The sequence below is a fragment of the Vibrio sp. SCSIO 43133 genome (genome assembly GCF_023716845.1).
GTDB lineage: Bacteria > Pseudomonadota > Gammaproteobacteria > Enterobacterales > Vibrionaceae > Vibrio > Vibrio mediterranei.
This window is the reverse complement of record NZ_CP068025.1, coordinates 70,881-90,300: the sequence shown is the minus strand read 5'-3', so window position 1 is coordinate 90,300 and position 19,420 is coordinate 70,881. Positions and strand designations below refer to the sequence as shown.

17 protein-coding genes are annotated in these 19,420 nt (G+C 42.6%); 10 read left to right on the top strand and 7 right to left on the bottom strand.

Annotation, left to right across the window (positions count from 1 at the left end):
- Positions 1–18 precede the first annotated feature (18 nt).
- Positions 19–696, bottom strand: a complete 678-nt coding sequence (locus JKJ11_RS17210; protein WP_252039616.1) for a LuxR C-terminal-related transcriptional regulator — start codon at positions 694–696, stop codon at positions 19–21.
- Positions 697–1,033: 337 nt separating this feature from the next.
- A complete protein-coding gene (locus JKJ11_RS17205) occupies positions 1,034–1,234 on the bottom strand; it encodes a hypothetical protein (protein WP_006069048.1) in 201 nt (66 codons plus the stop codon).
- 260 nt (positions 1,235–1,494) lie between these two features.
- Between JKJ11_RS17205 and JKJ11_RS17200 the strand changes: the two genes are divergently transcribed.
- From JKJ11_RS17200 to JKJ11_RS17175, 6 genes are read left to right on the top strand one after another with little or no spacing between them, the layout of a single operon-like run.
- Positions 1,495–2,451, top strand: coding sequence for an AAA family ATPase (locus tag JKJ11_RS17200; protein ID WP_006069049.1), 957 nt, complete (start codon positions 1,495–1,497; stop codon positions 2,449–2,451).
- A 12-nt stretch (positions 2,452–2,463) separates the two neighbouring features.
- Positions 2,464–3,492 (top strand): DUF58 domain-containing protein, encoded by a 1,029-nt coding sequence (locus JKJ11_RS17195; protein WP_252039615.1) that lies wholly within the window; start codon positions 2,464–2,466, stop codon positions 3,490–3,492.
- A gap of 6 nt (positions 3,493–3,498) precedes the next feature.
- Entirely contained in the window at positions 3,499–3,996 is a 498-nt protein-coding gene (locus JKJ11_RS17190; protein ID WP_006069051.1) for a DUF4381 domain-containing protein, read from the top strand.
- Positions 3,993–4,967 carry a vWA domain-containing protein gene (locus JKJ11_RS17185; protein WP_124941876.1) on the top strand — a complete coding sequence of 325 codons (975 nt, stop codon included), beginning with the start codon at positions 3,993–3,995 and terminating at the stop codon, positions 4,965–4,967. The genes JKJ11_RS17190 and JKJ11_RS17185 overlap by 4 nt, the downstream gene beginning before the upstream one ends.
- Positions 4,957–6,858: a vWA domain-containing protein gene (locus JKJ11_RS17180; RefSeq protein WP_252039614.1), complete on the top strand. Its 1,902-nt coding sequence runs from the start codon at positions 4,957–4,959 to the stop codon at positions 6,856–6,858. Before JKJ11_RS17185 ends, JKJ11_RS17180 begins: the two co-directional genes overlap by 11 nt.
- A gap of 5 nt (positions 6,859–6,863) precedes the next feature.
- Complete coding sequence (locus tag JKJ11_RS17175) at positions 6,864–8,501, top strand: BatD family protein (protein ID WP_252039613.1); 1,638 nt, start codon at positions 6,864–6,866, stop codon at positions 8,499–8,501.
- Positions 8,502–8,575: 74 nt separating this feature from the next.
- On the opposite strand, the gene JKJ11_RS17170 is transcribed toward JKJ11_RS17175, so the two are convergent.
- Positions 8,576–9,682, bottom strand: a complete 1,107-nt coding sequence (locus JKJ11_RS17170; protein WP_063603293.1) for a porin — start codon at positions 9,680–9,682, stop codon at positions 8,576–8,578.
- A gap of 412 nt (positions 9,683–10,094) precedes the next feature.
- Positions 10,095–11,174 (bottom strand): porin, encoded by a 1,080-nt coding sequence (locus JKJ11_RS17165; protein WP_252039612.1) that lies wholly within the window; start codon positions 11,172–11,174, stop codon positions 10,095–10,097.
- A 691-nt stretch (positions 11,175–11,865) separates the two neighbouring features.
- Between JKJ11_RS17165 and JKJ11_RS17160 the strand changes: the two genes are divergently transcribed.
- Both JKJ11_RS17160 and JKJ11_RS17155 read left to right on the top strand, forming a co-directional pair.
- Positions 11,866–12,900 carry a porin gene (locus JKJ11_RS17160; RefSeq protein ID WP_252039611.1) on the top strand — a complete coding sequence of 345 codons (1,035 nt, stop codon included), beginning with the start codon at positions 11,866–11,868 and terminating at the stop codon, positions 12,898–12,900.
- A 218-nt stretch (positions 12,901–13,118) separates the two neighbouring features.
- On the top strand, positions 13,119–14,171 hold the full coding sequence (locus tag JKJ11_RS17155) for a porin (protein ID WP_124941871.1): 1,053 nt from the start codon (positions 13,119–13,121) through the stop codon (positions 14,169–14,171).
- Positions 14,172–14,513: 342 nt separating this feature from the next.
- On the opposite strand, the gene JKJ11_RS17150 is transcribed toward JKJ11_RS17155, so the two are convergent.
- Entirely contained in the window at positions 14,514–15,494 is a 981-nt protein-coding gene (locus JKJ11_RS17150) for a succinylglutamate desuccinylase/aspartoacylase family protein (protein WP_252039610.1), read from the bottom strand.
- Between the two features lie 76 nt (positions 15,495–15,570).
- Positions 15,571–17,046 carry a putative basic amino acid antiporter YfcC gene (gene yfcC / locus JKJ11_RS17145; RefSeq protein WP_207383168.1) on the bottom strand — a complete coding sequence of 492 codons (1,476 nt, stop codon included), beginning with the start codon at positions 17,044–17,046 and terminating at the stop codon, positions 15,571–15,573.
- 248 nt (positions 17,047–17,294) lie between these two features.
- On the opposite strand from yfcC, the gene JKJ11_RS17140 reads away from it, so the two are divergent.
- Together JKJ11_RS17140 and JKJ11_RS17135 are read left to right on the top strand one after the other, a co-directional pair.
- Complete coding sequence (locus JKJ11_RS17140; RefSeq protein ID WP_006069061.1) at positions 17,295–18,191, top strand: DMT family transporter; 897 nt, start codon at positions 17,295–17,297, stop codon at positions 18,189–18,191.
- 54 nt (positions 18,192–18,245) lie between these two features.
- A complete protein-coding gene (locus JKJ11_RS17135) occupies positions 18,246–18,863 on the top strand; it encodes a glutaredoxin domain-containing protein (RefSeq protein ID WP_252039609.1) in 618 nt (205 codons plus the stop codon).
- 68 nt (positions 18,864–18,931) lie between these two features.
- On the opposite strand, the gene JKJ11_RS26045 is transcribed toward JKJ11_RS17135, so the two are convergent.
- Positions 18,932–19,066 (bottom strand): hypothetical protein, encoded by a 135-nt coding sequence (locus tag JKJ11_RS26045; protein WP_006069063.1) that lies wholly within the window; start codon positions 19,064–19,066, stop codon positions 18,932–18,934.
- Between the last annotated feature and the right edge of the window lie 354 nt (positions 19,067–19,420).

Genomic DNA, 19,420 nt, shown 5'->3' with positions numbered 1-19,420 from the left:
TAATATGAATAGCGAAGACTACGCAAGTTCATGGGGAGCTATGTTATCTTTGGCCCAAATGAGGGCTTGCAGACGATTATTCACCTTTATTTTTTTAAAAGTATTATGCAAGTGTGCTTTTACTGTATTTTCACTCACAAAAAGAGTCTCTGCTATTTGCGTGTTAGAAGCCCCATTACCCAAAAGTTTAATAATTTCTTGTTCTCTTCTAGTCAATTTAGTGTAGTAAGGGTTTGTCGTATGGCAATGTTTTCCTCGGTAAAGTTTAATGTATTCGTAAACCAACTTTCGGCTCATCCACATCTCACCGTCTAGTATGCACTTAAAACCTGTAATAAGCCGCTCTAGGTTATCGGTCGCATAGAATACACCTACTAAACGTTGCCAACGTAACATCTCCGAATGACGGATACCTGGAGAGGTATTTATCAAAACTTCTTGAGCTTCTAGCGAGAAAACATCCCTAACTTCATGGTATTGTCTTACCGCCGCATGGTCCATCGTCGGGTAGTCAATAATAATTAGATCGACATTGTAATCTTTGGTGCTGCGCCTGAGTTGACCAATACGTTCAGGTGAAATTAGCCGAATTTCCATATTAAGTTGCTGTTCAATCGACTCTTTTAACAGACTCGATTGCAAATTATTCTCTGCCAACAGAACCGCACGTTGGTTTCCCTCTACCAAGGTAGCCATAGTTCACTCCATGTGATTATTTTTGTTTTGAAAAGTAGTTCCAAAGTTAATATTGAATTCGATGCATTCTCATCCGTCAATAGCCTAGAAGTGCAATGAAATCGATTGCATTTGACTAACTTTTATTCAAAACAACGGCTTGCATATGCAGTCTCATTTTTGAGAAAAATATCAGTTGCAACTAAGCATCGAGTGTTAAATTGAGATATGAGATATAGCTCTCAAATACTAAATCAAAAGTTCAGTGTGAAATATTGAGGGGGTTTAGCTAGCAGTGGTACTTTTATTTAAAAGCCCCTAGTTAAAATTGCACTTAACAGGGGCTTAGATAGGTGGTTTAGTGAATTGGTGTCTGGCTCTTTTGATTAAACTTGCCAAAGTACTTTTCTAGCACTTCTGGAGTCAATTTACCTTCAGCCTCAAGCTTCTTTAACTCCGCAGCAATTTCACGCTGCTCTTCAATTGAAGGAAGAGCTACCTCTGGCTCAGACTCTGCTTGAGAAGACATCAACTCTAATTCTTTCTCAAAATCACTCATAACAAATTACCTTACTTAATCACTTAAACTGGTTCTAGTTTACTTGTTTTGGCGTGCTCATGCCATATTCCAGCTACAATTAGCCTACTTATGAGCATGTTTACTTCCTTCAACAATGAACACGTATTGCCAAATTATGAAACGTGAAGTGGTAACATCCTTGATTGTAATTACAAAACAATGACATAACTTAGGGAACTTTCGCGGTAGTTTTCCATCTACCTATTTATCTCAATCGCTCGCCATAAGGAAACATCATCATGCCAGCGCAGTCTTTCCAACAACTTCAACGCTATCTCGAATCTCAGGTTATTGGTCAGGACAACTTAGTGAAACAGTTGCTCGTAGCGTTGCTCGCTGATGGACATATACTGGTAGAAGGCCCTCCTGGTCTTGCAAAAACACGTGCGGTAAAATCCTTAGCCGATTGCATTGAAGGTAGCTTCCATCGTGTTCAGTTTACACCGGACCTTCTACCATCAGATTTAACAGGTACTGATATCTATCGTCCTGAGACTGGTGAGTTTCAATTTAAGTCTGGTCCGATATTTCATTCCCTTATTTTGGCGGATGAAGTAAACCGCGCACCAGCTAAAGTACAAGCGGCGATGCTAGAAGCAATGGCGGAGAAGCAGATTAGTGTTGGTCAAACGACCTACCCTCTTCCCGATCTTTTCCTCGTCATGGCAACACAAAACCCCATAGAACAAGAAGGAACCTATCCACTACCAGAAGCTCAGTTAGACCGCTTTTTGCTTCACTTAGAGGTCAATTACCCAGATGCGGATAGTGAGCTAGCGATCTTGAGGCTCAATCGCGGTGAAGCTTTAGGAGAAAGTCACCACTTTGAGAATCGTATTTCCCAACAAGAAATTTTCGAAGCGCGACGCCAAGTTTTATCCATTCATATGGCAGAGTCTATTGAAAAATATATCGTTCGATTGGTTATGGCAACACGAACTCCAGATGCTTATAGCAACGACCTAGTCAGCTGGATTGAGATGGGAGTGAGTCCACGTGCAACTATCGCGTTAGATAGAGCGGCTCGAGCTCACGCTTGGCTATCTGGTCGCGACTTTGTAAGCCCAGAAGATATTCACGAAATCATTTACCCAGTTCTGCGACATCGACTGTTACTGACTTATCAAGCGCAGGCCGAAGGAATTGATGGCAATAGAATCATTGACGAGTTACTAAAAACCGTTGCATCGGCGTAGGTAAACTGGCTTATGTTCGGAAAATTTAACCTTGCTAAAGGTTTTCGAAAAGATACCAATAACAGTCACGTCCTCAAGACCGCTATCGTGCGCGGAGACTTGCCTATACAGTGTAATGGAGCCTCGATTTCTCTGCAGGAGCTCTGCTTCTATCAAACACACGGTAAACGTTGGCAGCCACCAGCTAAAAGCCTCTGGTCACAACTTAACGGACAGCATGCCAGCCCTCGTAAGGGACGTGGAATGACGTTTTCTGAAGTTCGCCAGTATCAAGCTGGTGATGACGTTAGACAAATAGATTGGCGCGTTACCGCTCGCACTGGCAAGGTGCACACTAAACTTTTTACTGAAGAGCGAGAACGCCCTGTTGTTCTATTCTTAGACCTGACACCAAGCATGTATACGGGAACGCAACTGCTGTTAAAGTCAGTGCAGCTTTGTCACTTAGCCAGTTTGTTAAGTTGGATTGCTATTGGCAATAAAGATCGCGTTGGCGCGGTTATTCGAACCAATAGACGTTTGTTTGAGCTTCGTCCTTCGAGCTCAAGAGCCTCGCTATACCAATTACTGCAGCAACTCGTCGACGCTCATAATGAGGGTTTTCATAACGTAGTAACGGAATCGAAGAGTGTTCCTAATTCTAACGATATGGAAAGTGACAAAGACCCTTATCAAGTACTAGCCAATCTCTGCAATAAAGGAAGTGAGGTCATTGTGATCAGTGATTTCTCGGCGACTTCTGATAGGGATATAAGCGCCATTTCGAAGCTATCTAAACACAACCGTGTACGAGCTATTCAGGTGTTTGACCCTATCGAGCTTGGTATCACCAAAGCTAAGGGTATACAAAACGTAATGGGTAAAAATGAACGGTTATCAATAGACTTTTCTAATGATCGTACAAGGAAAACCGTTGAATCCATATATACGCAGCAACAGCGCGAGCTAACTTCCAAGTTAAATCGATATGGTATTGCCTTATCTCAAGTATCAAGCGGAACACCGCTTTTACAACAGCTATTAATGTCCAATTTTAAGTAGTGAATTATGAGCCAGCTAAGTCAGCCTCAAACTTTACCTTTAAAGCCATTGCACCTACCAACCGAGCCTAGCGTTTGGCCCCTACCTTGGGGATACTGGGCTTTACTGGGTTTCATTGTGCTTTCCATCATTTTAACTGTTCTATTGATACGTAGAAAACGTAAGCAAGAGCGCGCAAAAAAAGCCGCTTTAAAAATGCTTACAAGCGATGTGTCCACATTGTCACCCGCTGAAGCCAATGAAATATTACGCCAAGCGGCGCTTAGCTACTTCCCTAGAAAAGAGGTGGCTAATTTGACTGGACAATCATGGTTTAGTTTTTTGGATTCACAACTTGCCTCGCCGAGGTTCATACCCAATGAATCTTCGTGGCACTCCGCACTATACACTAGCGCCAATCCTCCAAAAGATGAGGAGGCAAACTTAATCTCCGATTGTAAATACTGGGTACAGAATGCGCTGCCTCCAAAAAGAAAATATCGAAACTGGAATGCTGCATCATGAGTGAATTTACATTTGAATGGTGGTGGCTATTCGCTTTGCTACCCCTGCCATACCTCAGTTATAAGTTCTTTCAACCTAAACAACCAAGCGCATCTATAGTTTTACCTCACATTTCAGGCATGCCAGCTGCGAGCCGAAAGAAAATACTACTCGTCCGGACCATCGCAATAATGGCATGGGTAAGCCTAGTAGTTGCTGCTGCTCGACCAATTTGGTATGGCGAGCCTATTGAGATTCAGCCAAAGCACCGTGACATGATGCTTGTCATCGACCTCTCCTATTCAATGAGCCAACAAGATATGGCATATCAAGATGGTTACATTGATAGGCTCACTGCCGTCAAACATGTGGTGTCAGATTTTGTTGACCGTCGCAAGGGAGATCGAGTCGGATTAGTATATTTTGCTGACCACGCTTATTTGCAGACCCCACTGACCTTCGACAGGGAGACCGTTAAAACTCAGCTTAATCAAACCGTATTAAAACTGATTGGCACCCAGACTGCCATAGGAGACGGTATTGGACTTGCGACAAAAACCTTTGTCGATAGTAACGCTCCGCAACGAGTCATGATATTACTCAGTGATGGCAGCAATAACGCCGGTGTTCTTGACCCTGTTCAAGCAGCAGAAATCGCCAAAAAGTACGGCACCACGATTTACACCATAGGTGTCGGCGCAGGTGAGATGCAGGTTAAAGATTTCTTTATGACCCGCACGGTAAACACCGCAGAAGATTTAGACGAAAAGACTTTGATAAAAATCGCTAACATAACTGGCGGACAATATTTCAGAGCTCGTAATGCCGATGAACTAGCGACCATTTACGATACCATCAATGCACTACAACCTGTTCAGCAAGCCACCCAATCCTGGAGACCTCAAACCGAGTGGTTTGCACTACCCGCGACGGTCAGCCTGTTGCTGATTATGCTTTTAGTGATACTAAGGAGAGAAAAAGATGAATTTTGAATTTCTCTATCCGCAAGCGTTTTGGCTACTTTTGCCCGTTGCTTTAGTTGTTGCGGTGAAGAACTACCGTCAATCTAACTCATCACTTATCGCCTCTCACTTAGAAAAAGCGTTGAAGTTGCAATCTGATTCCAAAAAGTCAGCTCAGTTTTGGTTAACGTTACTTTGTCTTGTTCTGATAACCGCGATTGCAGGACCGAGCTTTGAAACCCAAACTCGGCCTGCATTTCAATCATCCAGTGCCAGAGTGTTAGTGCTAGACATGTCTCGTTCAGTTTATGCCAATGACATCAAACCTAGCCGTCTCGCTCAAATAAAGTACAAGGCACAGGATCTACTTCCATTGATTACCGATGGGCAGACCGGATTAGTAGCCTACGCAGGCGATGCTTACACTTTAAGCCCCCTAACGACAGATTCCGCCACGCTGGGCAACCTAATCACAAACCTTTCGCCGGAGATTATGCCATTCCAAGGTGCGAGAGCAGACTTAGCCGTAAAGCAAGCTATCGATATGATGAAACAAGCGGGTTTGTCTAGCGGTGAAATCATTCTGCTTTCTGATGATCTAGGCCAAAGTGAACTTAAAGCAATTGAAGCGATGCTCAGCGGTCATAGCTGGAAACTTTCAGTCTTAGCGTTCGGAACCAGTGGAGGCGCACCTATTGCACTACCCGACGGTTCTCTGTTGACTGACAAGTCGGGAAACACCGTCGTTGCCAAAACTCACTTTACAAACTTAGAGCAAGCAGCAAAAGTGGGACGAGGGCACTATACAACGTATCGAAGTGACAATCAGGACATTTCGAGTCTGATCAAAACCTCAGATGTAACCGCAAACCTTAAGAAAGAAGGAGAGCAAAGCGTCGATATAAGGGTAAATAACGGCTACTGGTTACTTCCTCTTGTATTAGTACTCTTGCTGCCATTATTTAGGAAAGGCGTAGTGTTTTGCTCTCCTTTACTCGCTATTCTTTTTGGTTTTAATAGTAACAACGCAGAGGCGTCCATCATTGATAGCGCATTCAATAATCAGAACCAACTTGGTTACCAAGCCTTTCAAGATAAAGATTACGAGTCCGCCAAGAACTTGTTCAGCAACAAGCAATGGTTAGCAGCGGCGCAATATGAAAATGGCGATTACCAACAAGCTATCGACAACTTACAGGGCGAGAGCGATATCAGCGCTTTATATAACCTTGGTAATGCCTATGCCCAGCATGGTGAATTGGAAAAAGCAGCTGATATGTATCAACAAGTGCTCAATCAACAGCCTAACCATGCTGATGCGAAGTTTAATCTTAATCTAGTTAAAGACGCAATGAAGCAACAGCAACAGCAACAGCAACAGCAACAGCAACAGCAACAGCAACAGCAACAGCAACAGCAACAGCAACAGCAACAGCAACAGCAACAGCAACAGCAACAGCAACAGCAACAGCAACAGCAACAAAATGGTGGCAACGGGGCAAAGACAAGTCAACAACAATCGCAATCTAACGCTAATTCAAGCAGTAAAGAGAACTCATCTGGTGAAACCGCAAAACCAGACTCAGAGCGCACAAAGAATAATTCGCAACCAGAGCATTCCGATAATAATAAAGAATCTCGGAATCAGCAGGCAAAGCAGCCTCAAGAGAAAGACAATACAGCTAAAGCATCAACCGAAAAATCCGCTAGTGCGAGTTCCGGTGAGCAACAGTCACAAGCTTCTGAAGAGCAAAAGCAAGCTCAACTAGCTAAAGAGACAACACAACAAAACGTCGACCCCGATCTTAGAAAACTTGAGCAAATTGAAAGCGTGCGCGACCCAAGTTATTTGCTGCGTGCACAAATGTTGTTGCAATCGAAGAATAAAGAAGTCCCTACCTCAACAGGGAAAGATTGGTAATTACAATGAAGAACATAAAATCTCTCACCTTAGTGCTACTCGCTATTATTAGTTCTGCTGTCAGCTTTTCATCATGGGCATTGAACGTAACAGCAAGCGTAAACAAGACCAAAGTCAGCAAAGATGAGGTCATTCAGTTAAAAATCGTCGCAGACCAAAAACTAGACGGAAATAAGGTGGACTTTAGTTCACTTTCAAAAGACTTCTATCTTGGTCGACCCAATTTTAGCTCTTCCGTCAATATCTTGAATGGCACGCGTACAGACAGCAGTATTTGGACGGTGGCGATCGCCCCACAAAGAATTGGCAAACTGACCATCCCTAGTTTTGATGTCAATGGTGTTGCCACCTCCCCTATTACATTGAACGTTACCATCGATGAGCAAACACCTACGACCAAAGACATGATTGAAGTTCGTACTCAATTAAGTAAGTCAGAACTTTATCCCAAGGAAAGTGCGTTACTAGATACAAGAATCATTGTTAAGGTCGATCCCCGTTTACTGCAAAACCCCAACTTAACCTCACCAGAAGCGCCAGGGTTAGATATTGAGGCAGTTGGCGAACCTAAACAGTATCAAGCTGTGCTTGATGGTATGGAGGTTATGATCATTGATCAGTCATACAGAGTCACCGCTATCGATAGTGGTAATTTCGCCATTAAAGCGCCAACACTCACTGGGGGGGTTCTTTATGGGAACAATAGAAGTGGAACTACGAAGATCCTCACTCTGGATACCAACTCACCTACGGTTGACTTAAAAGTTGACCCAGTACCGGAAGGCTATACCGATAGTTGGTTACCAACTTCGAAACTTTCTCTGTCTCAAACCTGGAAATTAGATAGTGGGAAAAACGTAGAGACGAAGTCAGTTTCAATTGCCAGCGGCGACTCCTTAACACGAACCATTACTCTAACGGCAACAGGGCTAACGTCAGCTCAGTTACCTAATATATCGGTCAGTAACCCCGATGCGTTTCGGGTCTATTCAGAAAAGCCATCGTTCAAAAGTAACGATGATGGCAGCGTCACTATGATCACTAAACAAGTTCTCATAGCTCAACATGGTGGCGACTTTACTCTTCCTGCTGTAAAGATTAATTGGTGGGATTCAGTGAATAAAAAGCCAGCCCAAACTGAACTGGAAGGGTTGAACGTTTCGGTAACAGCGAACGAAGTGATTAACGCCGTATCGCCAGTCTCAAGTCCAACATCAAGCTTGCCTGGTACAACAACAATTGTTAAAGACTCAGGTAGTTGGCCATATATCGCCGGATTATTCGCTGCACTCTGGGTTTTCTCTAGTGCAATGTGGTACCGCACTAGTAAAGCCAATCAGAACCAACTTAATGACAACTCACCAATGAGTTCAATAAACAATGCATCGATTAAAGAAAACTTAATTGCTGCGATTAAAAACCGAGATCCAATTGCAACACAAACAGCATATCGGTCATGGAAAAGAACAATCTCATTGTCAGAAGAAGATGATGCACTTTTGAGGAACGAAATAGCCAAGATGAACAGTGCGATAATTGGCAGCGACAAAGACTTCATATGGGATGATAAGACCGCATTGAAATTGATTGGGAAAGCGAAGGTTCAGCAACCCCAAGCAGGATCAGCACTCGCTCAACTGTAATGTGCAATACCTAATAGATCCAATAAAGCGCCCCTTTAATAGGGGCGCTTTCGTCGTTTTAGGTTATCAAGACATTATAAGTAGAAACGCGTACCGATAATGAATTGGTTGTCTTGCGCTTTGCGGTAATCTACATTCGCACCAGTCTCGCCTTGGTTGTCGAAGTTATAACCTGTATATGCTCGAACGCGTGGGTTAATTGTATATTCTGCCTGAACAGAAGTTCCAGATTTAACACGTACATTGTTTTCTGTATCTTGCATTTCTTCATGCTTTAGGATTAAGTTCAAACCCATGTCAAAACCGTATGCAAGAATCGAGTCTACAGCTTGAGTTTTCGCAATTAGTTTGCTGTCGAATGAGTTCATATTTTTGTTGTCAGCGAATGTAGCTGCAACATATAAACCCGCGCCGAAATTACCATACTTAGCTGAAACCAAGTTAGACTCAGCAAGCTTAGCTACATTGCGCTCAACAACATTGCCGCTGTTGAATGCATAGTTGACGTTGAAACCTGAGATCGTATACCCGAGAGCAACTTGACCACGGTTTTGCGAACTTAGCCAAGTTTGAGTTTTTGTTGAATAAACTTGGTCGCCAGCACCCGCTACCGTTTTGCCATCTTGCTTATAACCAATTGTTTCATCAACAGAGTTAGCACCTTGCCAGCCAGCACCGATTGTCAAAGCACCCGCTTCATCAAAGTCAATAGTATTGTAGTACGCCGCTAACTTATCAGCACGCGCAGTACCAAATAAGCCTTGATTGTCGTAAAGGAAATCATTAGACCAACCGATTGGCGTATCGACAACGCCGGCTGCCATGTAATAAGGAGACCATTGAGTACCTGCTGCAATACGGCCATATGTTTCATGCCCTATACCAATGTAACCCAGACGAGTCGTAAAGGTGTTTTTGCCACCTTCTAACATGTTCATTGCCCACTCTCCTTTGAAGTCTGCCTTAAAGCCATTACCAAGGTCATGGATCACTTCAAGATTAATACGAGGAGACTTTTCTTCAACGCGAGCGTCTTTTCCTGCATGAGCACCAGTTAGACCGATAGTCGCATGACCACCGATAGACATTTGCGTGCCTTCTTTGTTGTAGATTTCTAGCGCGTTAGCTTGAGTGCCAATCGTTGCTGCAGTCACTGCAAGAGCAAGTAGAGTTTTGTTCATTATGATTTCCATATATGACAGTTAGGTACTTTTATTCGCGTTACAGAACGTAAGTACTTGGGTGTTAATGCCGTATTGCTCATAGGTGCTGTGCGCAACACTGATGAACAATTCGTTAAAAACTTGAAACTTGTAATATGGAGATACTTTAAAGAGAGAGTTCCCAGAAGTGATGTGAAATGAAATGAAGTTTTAGAGCACAAAGTAATTGCTATTTTTATTACTTAAAAACAACAAGTTATAACTAAATTGATTAGTAATTTAGACAACTTACTAGAATTTGTAAGATATTTTTACCACAAACGCATTTATGCACTAAATAGCACTCAGCAATTACATTCACTGAGGCGTTTGTCTAACAAAAAAACCCGCTCATAGAGCGGGTTTTTAGAATTAGGTAGTTAGCTTTCCATTATAGGAAGAAACGAACACCAGCCATCCACATGTTGTCGCGGTCTTCTTTGAATGCGCCAGTACCTTGTAGGTCGAATTCATAACCTGCATATGCACGCATGCGAGTAGTTACGTCGTACTCAGCTTGGATTGCTGAAGTTGCGTAGATAGTTTCGCCATTGTAACCAGTACCTAGCGTATCACCGTCGTTCTTAACTGCTTCGTAGTTTACAGATAGGTTTAGGCTGTTTGATAGACCATAAGCTAGGATTGCTTCATAAGCCTTAGTATCTTCAAGCTGTCGGCCATTGTAGCTGTTCATGTAATCGTTCATTGCATAAACACCTGCTACGTATAGACCTTTACCGTAAGTACCGTATTTAGCAGAAACTAGGTGAGATTGCGCTTTATCATCTAGAGCAGGAGTTGCGCCAGTTGAAGTAATATCACCGCCAGTGTACGCGTAGTTGATACCAAAGCCAGCTACATCATAGCCAAGTTGAACTTGACCACGTTGACCTAGGTCGTACTTACCTGTAAGAACACCGCTAGGAATATCAGTGTTATCGATGTCGTTAGCACCTTGCCAACCTAGACCGAAGTTAAATGCACCAGCGTTACCAAAATCAAATGCGTTTGTGTAAGCAAGCATAGCGTCTGCACGACCAGTACCTAGGGCACCGTGGTTGTCGTATAGGAAGTCATTCGCAAAAGCGATTGGAAGGTCAGCTACGCCGCCAGCTGTATAGTATGGAGCCCACTGAGTACCAACCGCTACGCGACCTAGTTCAGCGTGGCTAACACCAATGTAGCCTAGACGAGTAGTGAAAGAGTTATCACCGCCGTCAAGCATGTTTAGAGCCCACTCACCTTTAGCATCAGCAGTAAAGCCGTTACCTAGATCTTGAGTAGCTTCAAAGTTAATACGTGGAGATACAGAGTTTACACCAGCATCGCCTTTCTCAGAATCTTGAACGCCAACAGAAACGTGACCACCTACAGAGAAAGTAGAACCGTCTTGGTTGTATAGCTCAACTGCTTGAGCAGTAGTACCGAAAGCTGCAGCAGAAACTGCTAATGCAATAATTTTTTTGTTCATTGGGATTTCCATATTTCAAGTTTTATGTGTCATTTCAACGAATGACATAACGCACATAAAGCTGTTACGTACACAGACATAACACCCATGCATGTAACCCGACTTGATGTAACGCTGGATTAACATGACGGAAATCACTCTAACCCTAAAGTTCCCAAAGGCTTCATAAAAAGACGTAAAAGATTAAAAACAGTGTTTTCTATTTTATATAATCATTAAAATACAACAAGTTAAGACAATTAGAAAAAACGTAAAACGATCTAAAACAACCATTTAGATGAGGATGATTTATGTTTTTTGTTGTTTTAGAGTGATTAAATTCACATTTTTAAACACTTTCCGGTTATTTATCAGACAGAGAAGCACGTGAAATTCAACAAGTTACGTTTTGATATTTCAGTTTAATTAGTAGATTTAAGTCTTCAAAACACATCATTTTTGTCAACAATCTCCCATTTTTTGAGTAACGCCTGCTGAGTTACTTTGTTGTGAGTTATAAAACTGCCAATGAAGCACGTCATTTATGAGCGATAGATCACAAAAGAGTAATTAGAGGGGAACTATTTGGAATTTAGAAAGGAAAGCTAGAAAAGGCGTTCTATCCTTCCATTAGGCCACTTATGTCATAAGGCAATAAATGGTCTAGCAGTGGAAACATTGCAGTGGTTAATAATAATCAAAGGATAGAATTATGAAAATGGCAGCCATCGCTACGGCGATTACAACAGCACTCGTCTCTGGTTCAGCACTTGCTGCAGAGGTCTACAATTCAGATGGTACTTCATTAAATATTGGTGGACGTGCAGAGTTCCGTGGTGATTTTATTGGTAAATCATCGGGTGCTGAGTTGGACGGTTCAATGGATAACAACTCCCGTTTCCGTTTGAACGTAGGCGGAAACACACAGATAACCAATGACCTTTCTGGTTTCGCATTTTACGAAGCGGAACAGGGCGTGAATTCGGATGGCTCTGGTGCAGGAAATAGTCAAACAGACAATTTCAAACAACGTTACATGTATGCAGGCCTTCAAACTAACTTTGGTGCAATCTCATTTGGTCGCCAAGATACAGCTTTAGTACAGCTATCTCAAATGTCTGATATTGCAACATACACTGGTGCTCAAAAAGAGTTTATTGATGCCGGTAACGAGCAAGCTAACAACAACATCCTTTATACTGGAATGTTCGCTGATGATGCTTTGTCTTTGAAAGCAAATGCTATTCTGAGTGATGAAAAAGATCAAAATAGCTACGGTATATCTGGTATCTACACGTTACCTATGGGTCTTGGTATTGGTTTAGGTTATGCAGGGGGAGACGAATGGATAACTAGTGCTACCGATACTGCGGAGACAAGCCAGTTTATGGGTGGTCTAAGTTACGCTGTTGGTCAACTATATGTAGCTGGTACATACACTCAAGGTAAGGTCAAAGAATCAGCTGGTGATGTAGATTTCACCGGTTACGAGTTCGCTGGACAATATAAATTTGATAATGGTTTTGTGGCTCAAGGTGTTTACGCAAAACAAGAAAGTGATACCTCTCCTACAGACTCTTCTACCTTAGAAAAGAACAATTATGTCGAGTTGACGGGTAAATACTACTTCAACAATTCGATTCACTCTTATTTGAGCTACAAGTTCAACATGCTAAAAGCTGACAGTAGCTCGTTGTCCAAAGATGCGGATGATTCACTTCGTCTAGGCCTTCGCTACGACTTCTAAAACCTGCATTACATACTTCAAAAGGGCGATTAAACGCCCTTTTTTTGCACCGACGTAATCCTTTAAACATACTTTTTAGCCCAACCCCAATTAAATCAAACCGTAACACAACTCACATTTTTCTGTCATACCCATCCAATAACTTACTCGCATCCCAAGAAGACGACGTCCTCACCGAAAGAAGGACGCATTTAATTGATACTTAAAAGGTAAGAAAAATGAGAAAGGCAATTCTAGCGAGTGCTGTTTTAGCAGTGATGGTTTCAGGTTCAGCTTTGGCGGCAGAAGTATATAGTAAAGATGGAACAACCTTAAATATTGGTGGTCGTGCTGAGTTCCGTGGTGATTTTATTGGCGACAAAGGGAAGGAGATCGAAGGTTCAATGGCGAACAAATCTCGCTTTCGTCTAAACGTTGGTGGTGAGACTCAAATTGCCGACGGCCTCACTGGATTCGGTTTCTATGAAGCTGAACAGGGTGTGAATTCATCTGGAGACAACACGCCAACCAATAGTTTAAAACAGCGTTACATGTTTGCCGGTATTGGAACGCAGTTTGGTAATATCTCATTCGGTAGGCAAGATACAGCCGGTGTACAAATCTCACAAATGTCAGATGACGGACAAATTTGGACTGGCGGCCAGAAAACGTTCATTAATGCGGGTAATGAACAAATCAACAACACCATCGCCTACTCTAACGTATTCTCAGATGTTCTTTCTATCAAAGCGAGTGCTATTGCAGCTGAAGAGAAAAACGAAAACGGCTACGGTCTTTCTGGTATTTATGCCACTCCATTTGGTTTGGATATTGGCCTAGGCTACGCGATGAACGATGTTTCTGAGGATGAGTTCCGTGGCAATAACGACAACGGTTCAGCCAATCAGTTTATCGGCGGCCTGAGTTACTCTATCGCAAGCCTGACTCTTGGCGGTACTTATACCCAGGGCACTTACGATTTCGATAACGCTGCTGATGTCGACTACAATGGTGTCGAGTTATCTGGTACTTATAAGTTTGATAATGGTTTCCGTATTATGGCAGCTTATGCAAAAGCTCAATATGAAGGAAAAGGCGCTGGTGAAAGCAAATACGACAAAGATGACTTTTTTGAACTAACAGGGCAGTACCACTTCAATAAGTCATTACGCACTTATTTGTCTTACAAGATCGACAATCGTAGCAAAGGTGACTCTTCAGACATCGCAAACAATAAAATCGCCTACGATGTTGAAAACACACTACGTCTAGGTCTACGTTACGACTTCTAGATTATACGTAGCATATAGATTAATAGGGCTAGGTCATTTTGGCCTGGCCTTCCCTACTTTCGTGCAGCTGCACCAAATCCTGTTTTAGTATTCACATCGTTCTTCCACCGATAAATAGAATATCCAAATAAAACAATTGGTTATAATTTCAAAGAAGTTGGCACAACTACTGCTTTAGTAGTAGAGACAAATGTTAGCAGCATTTGCACTTGTCAGTCTCAGCATGGCGGAGTTGTTTTTCTAAGAGGGAGAAGGTGATTCTTAGCTATGCTATCTAGGCAGAAGAGACTGAACAAGTGGTCACTATTTTTGCCTCCCTAATAGAGGGAGGCTTTTTTTACTTTATCGGATTAAGCGAACAACAAGAGCCCCCGCCTCTCTCAAACTATCAACGTTGTAGCTAATGACGGTACCATCATTAGGTGCGTAGTAACTGTCGGTCATACGACCAAAACTATCATATTGCACCGCCAGAAGTTGTCCCTTTTCCACTCTTTCCAAAAGGGTCACTTGTGGTAAAACAAAACCACCCTTATTAGCACGAACGCTGATGATATCTTTCCCTTCGATGTCACACGGGGTAACGTTTGGTGATTCTCCTTCAATCACTCCTTGGTTAACTAGTATTTGCTTGATGCCGCACACCGCTCTCTCGATGAGTTCAGGTTGAGTCACTTTACCCATTCCAACTTCTACTGTTATGCAAGGAACACCCGAATTATTCCAGACGGTTTCCAACACACCGTGATCACCTGGGTCGTTGAGAATAACATCTGGCTCCATGAGTCGGGCCATTTCTAATGCTTGCTCTAACCTAAAATCTGCAAACACATACAGTGGATACGTAGCACCACGCGTTTGCGTATGCAAATCGATAGCGAGTTCACCATTTGGTTTTAATAACTGTGTCCAAATTGTATCAAGATAGCGATTGGCTGTATCACCATTCGGATTACCGGGGAAAAATCGATTAAGATTGGCTGGAGACGAATCAGGGTCAGATGAGTGAAAATCTCGACTGTGGTTTAAAATGCCTGATAGATTGATTGATGGGACAATTGTTACCGAGCCAGCGTTTAGTACTTCTGGTAGACGCCTAATAAGTTCTTGAGCGGTCAAAACACCGTTTAACTCATCGCCGTGCACACCAGCAGTGATAACAACTTTGGGCCCAGGTTTCTCTGCTTTAGCAACAACCACAGGTAGTCGAACCTCAATCCCCATAGCATTGGTTGAGGCTTTAAACCAAAAGTGATGAATCCCGGCTGATAAGGTTTCAACATCTAATGAGCTGATGGTAGGAAAATTTTCTGACTCAATCACGTGTTTCGTTTCTCTTTCTGATGATAAAAAGCGGGCTAATGCCCGCTTGATCACTACACTAAATCAATGCTTAAGCCTAAGCAAATCCCATTAAGTGTGCTCCAACGACCACAAAGCTTGCTAAAACAAATAGCAGCAAAATAAAGCGCCAGCAGAACCTTGCCCAATCACCCCAATCAATACGGCAGACCCCTAAGGTTGCCATCAAAGATGCAGAGGTAGGAACAATAACATTGGTAAAACCATCACCCAATTGGAAAGCAAGTACGGCAACTTGACGAGTGACACCTGCAATATCAGCCAACGGCGCTAACAGTGGCATAGTCAACGCTGCTTGACCCGAACCAGAGGTCACAAAGAAGTTAAAGATGGATTGGAACACATACATTAACCAAGCAGCAGCCACATCAGGCAGGCCGCTAATCATTCCACCAGCGCCATTAAGGATCGAATTCAATACACTAGATTCGTCCGTGGTACCACCGCCAAGAATTAGTAGAACGCCCTTGGCACAGCCTACTAGCAAAGCAGGCGCTAACATAATACCAGCACCTTCTTTAAAAGCGTCCGCCATATCGTTAAGGGTCATACCATTCAAGCGGAATACCACACCAATCAGTCCCGCAACAAAACCCATGGTGAAGAACTGAGAAGCAATTTCTGGGATATACCATGCATGTGCTACCACCCCCCAGACAACCCAGATGGTCGTTGCTACAACAGTGGTCAGAACGAGAGTATCACCAAGATTCCAGCGTGATTCTTGCACTGTGTCTGTCTGTTTTCTAAAGAAGATGTCGGTACGGTGACTATATGATAATTCCGGGTTTGCTTTGATTCGAGATGCGTACACCATAGTGAACACAATACCTATGATGGTAAATGCAACCCACATAGCAATTCTCATCGACATTCCAGAGAGAACTGGAATTCCGGCAATACCTTGAGCAACGGCCACTGAAAACGGGTTCATCCATGAGGTAGCAAAACCAATCTGCGTAGCTACGTACGTCACCATTACAGTAGTAATACCATCATAGCCAAGACGTACCATAAGCGGAGCAATAATAATGGCGAAGGCAACGGCTTCTTCTCCCATTCCGAATACCGCGCCACCTAAAGAGAACAAAGCAAAAAGAACAGGGATAAAAAGTGCTTCACTTCCTTTGGTTTTATCAATCAAACGTAGAATACCGTTATCGATCGTACCGGTACGCATCACAATTCCAAATGCGCCCCCGATCACGAGCATAAACATGATTACACCGATCGCAGAACCCCACTTAGAACCAGAAACTAGTCCTTCAAACGCGAAATTCATTAATCCAATGCCGCCACCCGATGCGAATAATCCGACTGACTGATAGACTAATTCACCATTTTCATCAGTCGCATATTGGAATGAATGAGGATCAATAACGGTACGTGACTTCTCTGCACCATCTACCATATAGGTAACTTGCTGACTGTCGAAGTGTCCCGCAGGGATAAAGTAAGTCAAAATTGTCGCAAGAATGCCGACAATGAAAATTAAGATAAGAGTATCCGGCATCTGCCATGTTTTTGTGCCATCAGCAACATGCGCATGCTCTTTAGTATGAGTGTTCATAATTATGTATTAGCCAAGCATAAAATTTGGCATAAATATCTATTAATCGGCATAAAAAATCAATATAGCATCGAATAACATTTGAACATTCGAACAGATAATTGATCTGTAGCAGAAATAAATCAGCCGTTAACCTATTTGGTGCTTGATAAGATCCGTAGTAACATTGAAAAAAAATAAAGAAGTCAATTATGAGCTTACAACACCACCCTATTCAGGGCGCAGCATGGATGCTAGCAGCTGGCGCTTCCTTTGCTCTCGTCAACAACATTGCCCAAATCGTCAGTATTAACCACGGTATGTCCTCTACTATGGTGGCTTTGATTCAATATGCCATCGCTTTTGTAGTTATCATCCCTTATCTGCGAACACTGGGTTTTCGACAGTCGCTGCAAACCTCACACTTTCCAGCACACCTATTTCGTGTCTTTCTCTCTGTCATAGGTATACAACTATGGATGTGGGCACTGGCTTATCCTGTCCCAATATGGCAAGGCATTGCACTGTTGATGACGTCGCCTCTTTTTGCAACTTTAGGTTCAGGTTTAATATTAAAGGAAAATGTCGGTCCTGCGCGTTGGTTTGCGACGTTGTGTGGTTTTGTTGGTGCCATGATAATCCTAGAACCCTGGTCCGATAACTTCAGTTGGGCATCCTTACTTCCTGTTGGCGCAGCGTTTTTTTGGGCATGTTATTCACTTATGGTGAAAAAGCTCTCTTCCGATGACTCGCCATCAACTATGGTCGTATACCTGCTGCTACTGATAACGCCATTTAACCTTTTCCTCGCTTTACCAGATTGGTCATTCCCTTCTTCCGGTGTCGTATGGGGCTTCCTTATCGTAGCAGGATCGCTAACCGCGCTTGCACAATGGGCTATTGTGAAAGCGTATTCGGTGGCAGATGCGTCATTTGTCCAACCTTTTGACCACGCAAAGCTACCAATGAATGTGCTTGCAGGTTGGATTGTTTTTGGTTGGGCTCCCCCAGGCCGGCTATGGTTAGGAGCGGCTATAATTATAGCGTCGGTGGCATTTATTACTCAGTGGGAAACTAGAAAGCGAAAAAGTGCAGCGACTGTGAAATAAAACCCTGAGTTAGCAGTTCTAATTATTAAACGGATTATTCAAGAGGCTAACACTATGGCGGAACCAATCAAAATCACTCTTTATCGTTGGGCAGGTAGTTGGGGACCATTTAAAGTCAACATTCCATGCGGTGAATGCACATTGACTAAAGATATTCTCAATGACACTTTCAATAACGAATTGGACGGTATCCCAATTGAGTTAGAAGTGAAAGATTGGTTATCTCACTGGTGGGAGCCTTTAAAAGTTGGAGCTTGGCACGCCCCTATTTTAATGGTTGAGGGTAAGGTCATCAGTCAAGGTGAAGCCCTAAACAGAGGTGTATTGGTTCAATCTGTTATTCAAGAGTGGACAAAGCGCGATACGCTTTCTGGTAACATTGTCTATGGTAAAGCAACCTGCCCTTATTGCGTCAAAGCTAAGCAAATGCTTGATGATGCTGGCATTCCTTACACATATTCTGATGTCGTTAAAGATAGTGCCGCCCTTTATAGAATGATCCCCGAAGTAAAGGCACACATAGGATTAAAAACACCAGTTACTGTGCCACAAATCTGGCTAGAAGATGAATATATTGGCGGTGCAGACAATCTGGAAAGTTGGCTTAGCAAGCGGAATCTCGATAGCAAACCTGATAACGTTCTAGAGTTTGGTGAGAAAAACGTATCTTGACCAAAAATTAGAGCCGTGAAATAACAAAAAGCCCGCGATTAAATCGCGGGCTTTTTGCAAGAATTCCGTTACTTAGCTAGCTTTTTCATCATTCGCTTGATGAAAGATACTTTTTTAGGTTGTGGCTTGCCATATAGCATCTCGTCAATCATTTTCTTTGCAGCGATTTGACCGATGTAAGCAGCACCTAGTTCATAACCCATGTTCGTTCTCCAATAGGTATTTTGTAATTTAATTACTTTTATCCGTAATTATATACCTACACAAAGCAAAAACAAGATGAAAATCACACTTTTTAGTAATTAACTTACCAGAAGTCGTATCACATAATGATAGATAGCTAACATCATGATAAATCGACATAAAACATAGCATCCTTCGTAATCACTATACTTCTCTCATCATTTATCTCTTCGACACAAACAGTCAAGGTCAACTCAAATTATACAACTTAACGATAAATACAATTTATCTATCTTTCGTAACCTACTGTTTTAAATGAACAACTCCAACATTCTGACATTATTCCTATTTGGAATTTCCATCATTCCACACTT